Annotated in this window: 10 protein-coding genes, 1 other RNA gene and 2 pseudogenes; 1 reads left to right on the forward strand and 12 read right to left on the reverse strand. The window is 49.4% G+C overall.

Going from position 1 to position 13,434, the window contains the following annotated elements; genetic code table 11:
• Positions 1-11: 11 nt before the first annotated feature.
• The 12 genes and pseudogenes from murG to rsmI all read right to left on the reverse strand — a co-directional run bounded on the left by murG (position 12) and on the right by rsmI (position 12,632).
• Positions 12-1,088 (reverse strand): undecaprenyldiphospho-muramoylpentapeptide beta-N-acetylglucosaminyltransferase, encoded by a 1,077-nt coding sequence (gene murG / locus CS022_RS15490; protein ID WP_129123057.1) that lies wholly within the window; start codon positions 1,086-1,088, stop codon positions 12-14.
• Complete coding sequence (ftsW, locus tag CS022_RS15495; RefSeq protein WP_129123058.1) at positions 1,060-2,271, reverse strand: cell division protein FtsW; 1,212 nt, start codon at positions 2,269-2,271, stop codon at positions 1,060-1,062. Before ftsW ends, murG begins: the two co-directional genes overlap by 29 nt.
• The gene (murD, locus tag CS022_RS15500; protein WP_129123059.1) at positions 2,268-3,602 is read right to left on the reverse strand and encodes a UDP-N-acetylmuramoyl-L-alanine--D-glutamate ligase; all 1,335 of its coding nucleotides are present in this window, start codon (positions 3,600-3,602) and stop codon (positions 2,268-2,270) included. Before murD ends, ftsW begins: the two co-directional genes overlap by 4 nt.
• Complete coding sequence (gene mraY / locus CS022_RS15505) at positions 3,603-4,685, reverse strand: phospho-N-acetylmuramoyl-pentapeptide-transferase (RefSeq protein WP_129123060.1); 1,083 nt, start codon at positions 4,683-4,685, stop codon at positions 3,603-3,605.
• Complete coding sequence (locus CS022_RS15510) at positions 4,682-6,055, reverse strand: UDP-N-acetylmuramoyl-tripeptide--D-alanyl-D-alanine ligase (RefSeq protein WP_129123061.1); 1,374 nt, start codon at positions 6,053-6,055, stop codon at positions 4,682-4,684. Before CS022_RS15510 ends, mraY begins: the two co-directional genes overlap by 4 nt.
• A pseudogene (murE, locus tag CS022_RS15515) lies at positions 6,052-7,538 on the reverse strand (UDP-N-acetylmuramoyl-L-alanyl-D-glutamate--2,6-diaminopimelate ligase). Before murE ends, CS022_RS15510 begins: the two are co-directional and overlap by 4 nt.
• A 13-nt stretch (positions 7,539-7,551) precedes the next feature.
• Complete coding sequence (ftsI, locus tag CS022_RS15520) at positions 7,552-9,291, reverse strand: peptidoglycan glycosyltransferase FtsI (RefSeq protein WP_129123062.1); 1,740 nt, start codon at positions 9,289-9,291, stop codon at positions 7,552-7,554.
• Positions 9,288-9,604: pseudogene (gene ftsL / locus CS022_RS15525) on the reverse strand (cell division protein FtsL). The gene ftsI and the pseudogene ftsL overlap by 4 nt, the downstream one beginning before the upstream one ends.
• On the reverse strand, positions 9,604-10,557 hold the full coding sequence (gene rsmH, locus CS022_RS15530; RefSeq protein ID WP_129123064.1) for a 16S rRNA (cytosine(1402)-N(4))-methyltransferase RsmH: 954 nt from the start codon (positions 10,555-10,557) through the stop codon (positions 9,604-9,606). The pseudogene ftsL and the gene rsmH overlap by 1 nt, the downstream one beginning before the upstream one ends.
• A gap of 12 nt (positions 10,558-10,569) precedes the next feature.
• A complete protein-coding gene (gene mraZ, locus CS022_RS15535) occupies positions 10,570-11,028 on the reverse strand; it encodes a division/cell wall cluster transcriptional repressor MraZ (protein ID WP_129123065.1) in 459 nt (152 codons plus the stop codon).
• 292 nt (positions 11,029-11,320) lie between these two features.
• An RNA gene (rnpB, locus tag CS022_RS15540) (RNase P RNA component class A) lies at positions 11,321-11,705 on the reverse strand.
• 69 nt (positions 11,706-11,774) lie between these two features.
• The gene (gene rsmI / locus CS022_RS15545) at positions 11,775-12,632 is read right to left on the reverse strand and encodes a 16S rRNA (cytidine(1402)-2'-O)-methyltransferase (RefSeq protein WP_129123066.1); all 858 of its coding nucleotides are present in this window, start codon (positions 12,630-12,632) and stop codon (positions 11,775-11,777) included.
• Between the two features lie 61 nt (positions 12,633-12,693).
• Between rsmI and CS022_RS15550 the strand changes: the two genes are divergently transcribed.
• A partial coding sequence (locus CS022_RS15550) for a penicillin-binding protein activator (RefSeq protein WP_201746297.1) occupies positions 12,694-13,434 on the forward strand: 741 nt, incomplete at its 3' end.

Here is a 13,434-nt window from a genome sequence, read left to right on the forward strand (position 1 = left end):
TTTGTTCTCTATTACTTCGCGACTTGTTTGATGGCATCAGCAACACGCTGGCTGGCATCAATAATTGCATTGTTTCTGGCTTTCGTTGCCATCTCTTGAAGACACTGGCGGTCGAGTCCTGACAGAACTTCGGCCAGCGATTCAGTAGTAAATTCGGGTTGCTCTATCATGATGGCGGCACCACTTTTTACCAAATGATCAGCATTGAGTGCCTGCTGCCTGTCTTTATGCTGGAAAGGCACGAATATCGCGCCAACGCCAGCAGCTGCGACTTCTGACACTGTCAACGCACCTGAACGGCAAATAATTAAATCCGCCCATTCATACGCTGCAGCAACATCATCAATAAATTCGGTGACCTCAACATGACTGACACCAGCACTGCGATACCTTTCTTGCGTATCGTCAAGGTTACCTTTGCCAGCCTGATGGCGAATTTCAATATCAGCGTCAACATGAGGCAGTGCATTAGGTAATGTATGGTTCAGTATTCTTGCCCCTTGACTGCCGCCCATGACCAAGAGCCTTAGAGGCCCAGTTCTGTCACTAAAACGCTTGTTCGGTTCCATCACGTCTGACAAATCTTCGCGTACCGGGTTTCCTACGACTTCTTTCTCGGGAAAAGCACCCGGAAATGCCTGTAAGACACGTGACGCAATTTTCGCCAGCCACTTATTTGTAAGACCTGCAACAGCGTTCTGTTCATGTAATACAACAGGAATACCTGTCAGCCAGGCAGCAACACCACCTGGACCACTCACGTACCCGCCCATCCCCAGAACTGCGTTAGGCTTCCAGTTTCGGATGTGCGCGCGCGCCTGAAAAATCGCATTGATTATCATCATGGGAGCAAGCAATTTACTCTTGATACCAGAGCCTCGAAGGCCTTTCACTTTGATAAAGTCGATATCAATACCATGTTTAGGCACTAAATCCGCTTCCATACGATCAGCAGTACCTAACCAGCGGATTTCCCATCCTTCTTTTTTCAATTCATTGGCGACAGCAAGACCGGGAAACACATGGCCTCCGGTTCCACCCGCCATCACAAGCAGGCGTTTATTGTTTTTCTGGTTTTCTTTCGTCATGAGTTCTTATTCGTTGATGAGCCTGCGATGTTTGTAATCTGTATTCGTAGTCTACCCGGATAACCAAAGCGACGGCCGTCGCCATGATAAATAAGCTTGAGCCACCGTAGCTGACCAAAGGCAGTGTGAGTCCTTTGGTTGGTATCATCCCGGATGCGGCGCCAACATTAACCAAGGCTTGAAATGAAATCCAGATCCCAATGCCTGATGCCAGAAATCCACCAAACATTTGTTCAGCTTCAAGGCAACGCCTTCCTATCTGAAGGGCTTTGAATGCCAGTGCAAAAACCATCAGCAGCAGCACAGTGACACCGATAAGCCCCAGCTCTTCGGCCAAAACCGCAATAACAAAATCGGTATGCGCCTCGGGCAAGTATTCAAGTTTTTGTACGGAATTGCCCAGCCCCTGCCCCCACCAGCCACCACGACCAAATGCCATCAAAGACTGAGTGAGTTGGTAGCCGCTGCCAAACGGGTCTTGCCAAGGATCAAGAAAAGACGTTACTCGGCGAAGTCGATAAGGTTCAGCAATGATCAGTGCAGCGATAGAAGCTATCCCGACACCCATCAGCGAGATAAACTGCCATAACTTAGCACCCGCAATAAATAACATGCCGATAGTGGTGACAAACATGACGATGACAGTGCCGAGATCAGGCTGGCTCAAGAGCAAGAACGCGAGGACAATCAGTACACCGAGTGGCTTCAAAAATCCGCGGATTTTTTCCTGAACCTCACCATGGCGCCTCACCAAATAACCTGAGATAAACAGTAACAATGCAAGCTTAGCGCCTTCCGCAGGCTGCAAGTTGAAAAAGCCCAGCGGTATCCAGCGGGAAGCACCGTTCACCGAATGCCCGACAAACATAACTACCACCAGCAATACAATTGAAACTAGTAGAGAGGGGACACTTAAGCGCTGCCATCGGGAAAGAGGAATACTCATGGCGATACATGCTAGAAGCGTTGCACCCAGCAGATATACGCCTTGGCGGGTCGCAAAATAGAAAGGCATATCCACCAGTCGGATTGCCACAGGAATAGAGGCTGAACACACCATGATTAGGCCGAAAAGCATCAGACCTAGCGCCAGCCAGACTAATTGCCTGTCATACAACGCGGGTTGAGACGGCTCAGAGAACCAGTTCAATATTCTGTTATTTTTCAGCCTGCCTGCTGTCATACCGACACCTTCTTCCTGTCATTCAATTCATTCGCAACGCGGCAGAATGTTTCGCCACGTACCATGAAATTCTTGAACTGGTCCAGACTGGCGCAAGCTGGAGAAAGGAGAACCATATCGCCGGCATTGACCTGCCCATAAGCTAAAGCCATTGCTTCAGCCATGGTATCGGTTTGTATTGACTCCGACGAAAGTGCCGCGAGCTGTTCACGGTCTTTACCAAAGCAATAGATAGAAGCATTGAGTTTATTGATAACAGGCGAAAGCGCCGAAAAATCAGCCCCTTTCCCGTCGCCGCCGAGAAGAAGGTGCAAGGTACCGTCTATTTCTAAGCCATCGAGTGCTGCAAGCGTACTGGCGAGATTGGTTGCTTTCGAGTCATTCACCCAGCGAACACCATCAGCATTAAGCACAGTCTGGCAACGATGCGGAAGCCCCGCATATTGCTTGATTGCTTTTAGCTGCGCATCCCTGGAAATATTTACCGCATCAGCAAGCGCCATAGCCGCGAGGCAGTTGGCAACGTTGTGTCTTCCAACCAATGCAATATCACTGACAGGCAATAGCGCTTCACCGTTAACGCTGAGCCATTCATCTTGGTTAACGATAGTCAGTGAGTATTCACCTTTTGAAAAGCCAAAACGGACGTTTTTATGGCCATTGGCTAGCTTGGTTTCTCTGTCGTCATCATTCCACACAGCCAGTCGGGATTGGTCGAAAATACGCAGCTTTGCAGCTTTGTAGTCATCCATTCCCTCATACCTATCCATATGATCTTCGGACAGGTTAAGAAATGCGGCGGCAGCGAGATCGAGTGATGATGTGGTTTCGAGCTGAAAGCTTGATAGCTCCAGCACATATAATTCATGGTCTTCTGCCAGCATATCAAGAGCGGCATGACCAATATTGCCTCCTACACCGACATCCATACCACCTTGCTTGGCCATTTCACCGACCAAACTTGTCACCGTGCTTTTACCGTTTGAGCCAGTAATAGCGACAACGGGAGCCGTCACCGCGCGGGCAAAGAGTTCAATGTCACCGATTATCTCGATGTTGTTATCCGCTGCCTGCTTCAGTTCGGGTGATGCTAATGCAATGCCGGGGCTTGCAACAATCAGATCCGCCGAAAGCAACCATTCCATACTCCAGCCGCCCACATGTAACTGGATGTCATTAGACAGTGCTTCTGCGCCAGGAGGCTCATCACGGGTATCGATGACTTTGATGTTGCAGGCGGCATTTTGACTTTGCAAGTGCTGAACGACGGAGAGCCCGGTCATACCGAGCCCAATCACAACAATATTTTTTGCTGTTAAACCGTCTGTCATTTATCTCACCTTCAAGGTCGCCAATGCGACAAGCACCAGCACCAAAGAGATGATCCAGAAACGCACAATCACGCGCGGCTCCGGCCAGCCTTTCAGCTCATAGTGATGGTGAATCGGTGCCATGCGGAAAATACGTTGACCGCGAAGTTTGTAGGAGCCCACTTGTAAAATAACTGACAGAGTCTCCATCACGAAGACACCGCCCATGATAACTAGCAGTAGCTCTTCACGGACCAATACTGCAATCGTACCCAGTGCACCACCCAGCGCGAGTGAGCCCACATCTCCCATAAAGACCTGAGCAGGATAAGTGTTGAACCAAAGGAAGCCTAAGCCAGCACCCACAATCGCCGTACATACAATCACCAGTTCACTGGCATGCTTGAGGTAGGGGATGTTCAGGTATTCTGCAAAGTTGACGTTACCTGTTGCCCATGCAATGAAGGCAAAACCGCTGGCCACCATGACAGTTGGCATGATAGCCAGACCATCGAGGCCGTCAGTCAGGTTAACGGCATTACTGGTACCGACAATGACGAAGTAAGTCAGCAAAATGTAGAACAAACCAAGCTGTGGCATCACATCTTTAAAAAACGGCACCACAAGCTGGGTCGCGGCTGTGTCTTTACCGTGTGCATAGAGCGCGAATGCAACCACCAGCGCAATCGCAGACTGCCAGAAGTATTTCCAACGCGCGATTAAGCCATCACTGTTTTTACGCACGACTTTCCGGTAATCATCCACGAAACCAACAACACCATACCCCAGCAATACAAACATCACTGCCCACACATAGGGATTGGATAAATCGGCCCATAGCAGCACGGTAATGGTAATCGCCGCGAGGATCATAATGCCGCCCATTGTCGGCGTACCGCGTTTACTGAAATGAGATTCTGGGCCGTCGTTACGAACAACCTGACCAATTTGCATCATTTGTAATTTGGCAATCAGCTTTGGTCCCATCCACAAAGACAGAAGCAAAGCGGTCAACGCACTGATGATGGCGCGAAACGTCAGATAATCGAAAAGGCGGAAGAAAGAAAAGTACTGTTCAAATATCTGAGATAACCAGACAATCATTTCGCTGCCTCCTCAATAGCAACAACAACCTCAGACATTTTCATTCCGTTGGCACCCTTCACCAATACAGAAACCTGTTTTTTTATTTTCATGAGCTCTACTACATGCGCAATCAGCGCACCTTTATCATCAAAATGTTTACCGTTGCACAGATCGCTAATAACCCTGCTTTCAGGGCCATAAGTAATCACTGTTTCGATACCTGATTCAGCGGTGTATTCCGCAACGTCGCGATGGACACTTTTACTGTGTTCACCCATTTCTGCCATGTCGGCGAGGATGATCACCTTGTCACCATCGAAACTTGCAAGTAAATCGACTGCGGCTTTCATTGCGGCAAGGCTGGCATTGTAGCTGTCATCAATCAGCCGCAAACCAGAGTGGGGAAAGCTCACCGCACCACGTCCTTTCACTGGTGCAACGTGCGAGAGACCTTGCTTCACGTCATCTATCGTTACGCCGGGAATACTGAGCGCAGCCGCTGCTGCCAGCAAAGCATTGGCAACATTGTGCTGCCCCGGCAATGAAAGCTGGATATCACACTCTCCCTGCGGCGATACCAAGCGAAAACGGAAGCATCCATCGTCGGTCGCAACAATATCACGGGCATGGAGATCAGCGGATAGGTCAGTCACAGAGGTTGTGAGCAAGCGCTTACCTTTAAAGTAACTTTGCCACTTTTCGCCGCCATGACTATCACAGTTAATAATCGCTGTATCATTTTCGGACAAGCCCGAGAAAATTTCGCCCTTGGCTTTCGCTACACCTTCAAGAGAGCCAAACCCTTCAAGATGGGCAGCAGCCAGATTAGTGACCAGCGCGATATCAGGTTTAACCAACGCAGTAGTATAAGCTATTTCCCCAACGTGGTTAGCACCGAGCTCCATCACCGCAAACGTATGGTCTTCTTCAAGCCTCAATAGGGTTAGCGGAACGCCAATATCATTATTGAAGTTACCGTGCGTAAACAGTGTTTTTCCTTTTGGCGACAAGATACTGGCCAGCATTTCTTTCACTGTTGTCTTGCCGCAACTCCCAGTCAATCCAATCGTCAACGGGTTAACCTGCGATTTCACCCACGCTCCGATTTGCCCAAGGGCAATTCGGGTATCTTGAACAACAATCTGGGTGATATCAGCGTCTAACAGGCGTGATACCAGCAGAGCTGATGCGCCATTTTCAATGGCTTTGTCGGCAAAGTTGTGCGCATCATAAATATCGCCAACAATGGCAACGAAGAGTGCGCCCGAAGACAAGGTTCGCGTATCTGTAGACACGTGGTTTATCGTTCGATCTTCACCTCGTAGCTCTTCACCATGCAGTTCTCCAGAGACAATATTGGTTAGAGCATGCAAGGAAACGGGGATCATGCCTCACCTCCCAGCAGTGCCGAAACGGTCTCACGGTCCGAATAATACACAGAGCCTGAGGCAAGCACCTGATAGTCTTCGTGTCCTTTGCCCGCAATTAAAATGACATCCTTTTCAGACGCATTCTCATAGGCAAAGTGGATAGCCTCTTTACGATCGTGAAGAACCACCGCAGCATCTGGGTTATCCATGCCGCCTAACATATCTTTAATAATTTGCTGAGGTGACTCAGAGCGCGGATTGTCATCGGTCAGAATCACTTTTTGAGCCATACGTTCAGCAATAGAAGCCATCATGGGCCGCTTACCCATATCTCTGTCACCGCCGCAACCACATATACACCACAGCTTTCCTTCTGTGTGGCGTTGCAGCGCTTCCAACGCTTTTTCAAGTGCGTCGGGCGTATGCGCATAATCAACGACCATCAATGGTGAATCGGTTTTGCTGAATACTTCCATCCTGCCCGCCACCGCAGAGAGATTTCCTACCGAGTCCAGTAAAACATCCATGGAGTAACCCAGCCCAAGCAATGTTGCCAAACTCAATAGGAGGTTTGATACGTTAAACTGCCCGACCAAAGCCGCTTTAAACTCGCCCTCGCCCCAACTTGAATCAAATTTTACGGTGACTCCGGATGTGCTGTAATCGACGTCAGTGAGCCAGAACTTTTTACCCGGGTGGGCGTCGACGGAAGCCATTTTGCAGCCCACAGCGATAGCGTCGGGCATATCCGCCAACCATTGATGGCCGACAGTGTCATCAGCGTTAATGACAGAAACTGGGCAGCCGTAGTGCGTAAACAACATAAGTTTGGCTTCGGCGTACGCTTCCATCGTGCATGATAATCGAGATGATCGCGGCTTAAATTAGTAAAGATGGCCGCATCGAAATCAACAGCAGACACTCTGCCCTGCACAAGGCCATGAGAAGAAATTTCCATTGCCATGTGGGAGGCACCATCAGCCTGCACTTTGGCCATCATTTGCTGAATCTCTATCGCGCTGCCTGTTGTATTCGTTGCCGTTTCAAGCGCATCCAGGAAACCATTTCCTGTCGTACCCATCACGGCACTCTTATTGCCCAGCAAGTTAAGCCACTGGGCCACTATCTGAGTAACCGTGGTTTTTCCATTGGTTCCTGTCACCCCAATCACACCCAAGCGTTTGCTGGGTGACTGATAGAAGCGTGATGCGATCTCAGACAAACGGCTTTTCAGATAAGGCAAGGTGATAATAGGAATACCACTATCAAACTGATAGCTCGGCTGCTCGCCCGCTTCACCGCCGTCAGCGATGACCGCAGACGCACCCGCTCGGATTGCATCAGGAATAAAGCGTCTTCCGTCGGTCGCGTGTCCTTGGACGGCGACAAACACATCGCCCGCTTTCAACGTGCGGTTATCCAGTGTCAAACCACTGATGCTGATTTCCGGCGCTTCCGGATACCATGGAGAAAGTAAATCTTTAAAACTCGTATTCGGCATCGACTTGCCTGTTCTAGTTGTTCACTTTATGCGCCGTTTGCAAACCTGCATCCGGTGCAATATTCAAAATCTGTAATGCGCTTTTCATGACTTCTGAAAAAACGGGCGCCGCCACTTGTCCACCATAGTACTGATCGCCCTGTGGCTCATTAATGACAACCACCATGGCAATACGCGGATTGCTGATCGGTGCCACACCTGCGGTGTAACCGATGTATTCGTCACTGTACCCGCCTGAGACTGCCACTTTTGCCGTACCTGTTTTCGCACCTACTCGGTAACCGTCTATTTTGGCTCGATGCGCACTGCCGCCCTTCTCGGTGACGGATTCCAGCATATCGAGAACAGTATCCGCATACTTTCTCGACACGACTTGCTTGCCCGGTACCACATCTTTTGTTTTGACTATTGAAAGCGGGCGATTCACGCCGCCACTGGCGAGAGTGGCATAAGCACGAGCAAGCTGAACAGGCGTGACTGACAGGCCGTAACCAAACGACAGGGTTGCACGTTCAAAGTCAGACCAACGGCGGCGGGAAGGGAAAAGCCCTGAGGATTCGCCGACTAAATCAAGTCCGGAAAAATCGCCTAACCCCGTGCTGCTATAAAGCCCAAGCAAGGCTTCTACGGGCATCGCAAGTGAAAGCTTACTAACACCAATGTTGCTCGATTTTTTCAAGATTTGGCGAAGGTCGGCCTTGCCAACTTTCGATGTGTCGCGGACTCTTGCTCCACCAATTTGCATGAGACCCGAGCCAGTATCAATTACTGTGGAGGTATCAGCAACATGGTTTTCTAATGCAGCGAGGACGACAAAAGGTTTGACTGTGGAGCCGGGCTCAAAGACATCAGTGATTGCCCGGTTACGCATTTTGAACGTTTTCAGGTCATCTCGGTTATTCGGGTTGTAAGATGGCGCATTGACCATTGCCAGTACTTCGCCAGTATTCACATCCACCATCACTAACGAACCTGAACGCGCCCGATAATCAGCAACAGCTTGTTTGATAGCACGGTAGGAAATGGCCTGCAGACGCTGATCGATACTCAGTCCAAGCGTCTTTCCATCCTGACCTTCTTTAAATGCGATGGTTTCCACCACACGTCCATAACGGTCCTTTCGGAATGTTTTCTTACCCGGCTCACTACTCAGCCATTTATCGTAACGGCTCTCAATACCTTCAAGGCCATGTCCATCGATCCCCGTTACGCCAACAAGGTGCGCACTGACTTCGCCCGTTGGGTAAAAACGTCGAGATTCCATTTTCATTCCGATGCCGGGGAGTTTGAGGTTCTTGATGTAGGCCGTGACCGCAGGGCCAACTTGCCGCTGTAAATAGATAAAGCGTTTAGACTGGTTATCGGAAAGGCGTTTCAAGAGGCTATTTCTGTCTAACTCGAGCACATCAGCCAGCGCGTGCCATTTTTCTTTGTCTGCCAAACCGCCGTGTTTGAAAATCTGTACTGGGTCGGCCCATACTGCCTTTACAGGAACGCTGACCGCCAACGATTCACCATTTCTGTCAGTGATCATGCCTCGGGCAGTCGGCAACGCTTTAACCCGCAGCGAACGCATATCGCCTTCCTGACGTAATTTGTCAGGCTCAATAACTTGTATGTAAGCGGCACGTGCAACCAAACCAGCCAGTGCCATCGCAATACAGGCACACACAAACACAAAGCGCCAGCGTATAAAAGCCGGCACTTTTTTGGTTATGTTTCTCTGCGCTGCAGGTTGCTTTTGCTTACTCAATTTTTGCTCACAATCACTTCACTGTCTGTGCCGGCCTGACCATGTCCAAGTCTTGTCTGGCGTGTGATTCGACTCTGCTGTGTTCCGAGAGTGCGTGTTCTTCTAGAATTAAGTTCCGCCATTCAACTTCCAATCTCTCCTGTTCGACCAACAGGTTGTCTTGATTGGCAATAGTGACCCGGGTAAGTTGGGTCACATACACAACGGCGAACGCCGATATCAACATCAACAACATCAGAATCAAAGGAACTCTCCCTACCGACGCGATGTCGTAGGCTATCTGACGTATAAGACCTGGTGATGATGTTTTCATTAGCTACCCAGCTTTTCCGCTACCCGAAGTACCGAACTTCGCGAGCGTGTGTTGTCTGATACTTCACTGTCAGAGGGTTTGAGCGCCTTTCCAACAGGCTTTAAGTCTGGACTGCCCAACGCTTTGATCTGGTCTTCGGTCAAAGGCACGCCATGGGGAACATCTGGCCCTTTACTTTGTTTGCGAATGAAACGCTTCACCAATCGATCCTCCAACGAGTGGAAACTGATGACCGACAAACGCCCCCCCTCCGCGAGTATGCCACTGGCACCTTGCAAAGCGGTTTCAATCTCTTCCAATTCACTGTTGATATAAATGCGAATCGCCTGAAAGCTTCGGGTCGCGGGGTGCTTTTTCTTCTCTTTAATCGGGGACACCGCTGAAATCAGATTCGCGAGATGAGAGGTACGAGTAAGTGGCTCTTTCTCCTCATCTTCGCGATGAGCAACAATGGCGCGGGCAATACGCTTGGCAAAACGTTCTTCGCCAAACACTTTCAATACCCATGCAATGTCGTCTGCACTTGCTGTTTCAAGCCATTCTGCTGCACTTACGCCAGATGTAGGGTCCATGCGCATATCAAGTGGCCCGTCGCGAAGAAAGCTAAAGCCACGTTCCGGATCATCAAGCTGTGGAGAAGATACACCGAGATCTAGCAATACGCCGTCAATTTTACCCACTAAACCAATCTCTTCAGCATATTGCGCAATACCAGAAAAAGGGCCGTGGATAATGGTGAATCTGGGATCATCAATGGTTTTTGCTTCTTCAATAGCCTGCGGGTCGCGGTCAATGCTATAGAGGCGACCACTGTCACCGAGCCGGGATAAAATTTGACGGGTATGTCCGCCACGTCCGAAGGTCCCATCGATGTAAATACCGTTAGGCTTAATTGCGAGGCCATCAATAGATTCGTTCAAAAGAACGGAAACGTGAGAAAACTGTTCTGACATAATATGTATCACCTAAAGCGACAAGTCGCTGAGACGGTCATTGAATGATTCCGTCGCTTGGGTCTGAAGTTGAATATCCTGATCGATCTGTTGTTGCCATTTTTCCTGCTGCCAGATTTCAAACTTATTAAGTTGTCCCACCAACATGGCTTTGCTATCGAGCCCGGCATAATCTCTCAATGTTGGCGCGAGCAGAAAGCGCCCTTGCGCATCCATTTCGCACTCAAACGCATGCCCCAGCAACAAACGCTGTAAGCGGCGTTCAACAGGGTTGAGACTCGATAATTTAGACAGTTTTGCTTCAATACGTTCCCATTCAGGCAACGGATAAAGCAGCAGGCAGGGTAACTGGTGGTCTATGGTGCAGACAAAAACGCCATCACACTGCTCAGCGAGCTCTTCACGATATCGCTTAGGCAATGCCATTCGGCCTTTTGTATCAAGTGATATGGCGGTAACTCCCCTCAACATATCACCATGACCCCTTTTTCACCAATTTTACCCACTTTATTCCACTTATTCCCACTATCAAAGTGTATGTATCAGGTAAAAGGAAAGTCAAGCGGGCCATTTTTAGACTCGCCGCAACATACTGTGGAAAAAGTCGTTAATGTTCAGCCAGCTAAGAATCAGCAAAATTTACCGCCAAAAAAGAGCTGGCTAAGTGGCAGAAATATCTCATATTTCCCTACAGATATTTTTATGACACTTTTTGAATAAATAAGAAAAAGGCGAGCTACCAGAGCTCGCCTTTATTCGGTGTTAGTTGAGTCGGCCTGTAATCCGGGTTCTGTACCGTAAAACGGTGATAGTCATTCATCTAGGCCTGCAATCGCTCACAGGCTCAAGCAACCTACCCGTCCCCAACGCGGGCCACGCCATTAGGGACCTATTTGGTCTTGCTCCGGGTGGAGTTTACCGTGCCACGAACTGTTGCCAGTCGCGCGGTGCGCTCTTACCGCACCCTTTCACCCTTACCTGTTCATACCCTGAGGCACGTCATCGGCGGTTTGCTCTCTGCTGCACTGGTCGTGGGCTCGCGCCCCCCAGGCGTTACCTGGCACCCTGCCCTATGGAGCCCGGACTTTCCTCCCCTCTGTCAGTCTCCCAAAGGACATCAACAAAGCAGCGACTACCCGGCCAACTCAGGCGGCGGATTATATAGAAGATGTTAGCTGAGATCTACATCAAGTTTTAAGCGCTGAAAAGATGTGCGGTTAAAGGTGTTCCAAACCCCATTTGTAGAGCGCGTTCTTTTTGACTGAATACAGCTCCGCCGCAATGGCTGAGGCCTTTTTTAGCGGCAACTCTGCCGAGAGCAATTTCACAGCTCGCGTGGCCTCAACAGGTAAGTCTGACTTTTCTACGCGATGACCAGCCACCAGCAACACCATTTCTCCTCGTACCCGATTCGGGTCTTCTTTGAGCCACGGAATAAGTTCACCGAGTGTTGCACCATGTATGGTCTCGTAGGTTTTGGTCAGCTCCCTCGCCAATACAACGCGTCTTTCGCTACCTAAGACGGCATGCATATCGTCGAGCGCATCCATGATCCTGTGTGGAGATTCATAGAAGATCATGGTTCGCGGGTCAGCAGCCAGTTCGGTGAATCTATCCTGACGACCTTTGCTTTTTGGTGGTAAAAACCCTTCAAAGCTGAAACGGTCTGAAGGCAAACCAGATGCACTTAATGCGGTAATAATTGCACACGGGCCAGGCAGAGGCACAACCCTCACTCCAGCGGCCCTACAGCGGTGAACAAGGTGATATCCAGGGTCTGAAATCAATGGAGTGCCCGCATCAGAGACTAACGCGATTTTTTCACCGTTTTGCAATCGGGCGATCAAGCTGTCTGCTTTTTGCTGCTCATTGTGATCATGAAGCGCGTAGGTTCTGGTTGTGATACCAAAGTGAGACAATAGCTTACCTGTGTGACGGGTATCTTCCGCAGCTATCAAATCAACCTGTGCTAAGACAGACAGCGCACGTTGGGTAATATCCCCAAGATTACCAATAGGTGTAGGCACGATATATAAAGTTGAGACGTCAACCACGGTCGAAGTTTCATCAGTCATTTGTTTCGGGACCTTTGGACGATTAATATAGAAGGTAATTTCTTACGGTCTGAAGATGCTCATGCGTAAATTAACCTATAAGTGCAAAAGTGTATCACGAGTTGTTGTCTCTATCGCACTGGCAATGTTCCTGGCAGCCTGTGCAACGGCACCGGAAAAAAAACAAGTTTTGAAATATGATGTCACGGTGCCAGCTACCGAGTCGTCGACGTCCTACCTGCTAAAAGCAGAAAAGGCAGAACTGAATCAGAAAAATGATCTTTATTTACTGGCTTTAAAAGCACTCATTGCAGAAACAGAATATGCGCAGGCCGACCAAATCGCAGAGAAGCTTTCTGAATCTCTGCTTACGCCACTTCAGCGCTCAGAACTCCTGTTAAATCAAGCAGAGCTGGCAATTGCGAGAGACAAACTCGCGGTTGCACTTAATAAGCTGAATTTTAACCCTGTCTGGCAGCTCCCCGCTTCTCAAAACCAGCGCTATCATCTGATTAAAGCCAAGATCTATGAGTCACTTGAGCAAAATACAGATGTAGTACGCTCACTGGTCGAAGCATCAAGTTACATGACAATCTACGAGCGACAAGCGATTTGGGAGCGCGTATGGCGTTTACTGGCCCCAATGCCACCTTTTGAAAGTGCACAGCTTGCTAAAAGCACCAACCCAGTCATGGTTGGCTGGGTTCAGGTCGTTGACCTGCTGAGAAGGAACAGCGGAAACACAGAGAAGCAACAAGACGCACTGGCACAATGGGGAGCACAAAACCCACAGCATCCTGCCGTCAGCTTTCTGAGTAACAAC

It is taken from the genome of Veronia nyctiphanis, from assembly GCF_004116385.1.
Classification (GTDB): Bacteria; Pseudomonadota; Gammaproteobacteria; order Enterobacterales; family Vibrionaceae; genus Veronia; species Veronia nyctiphanis.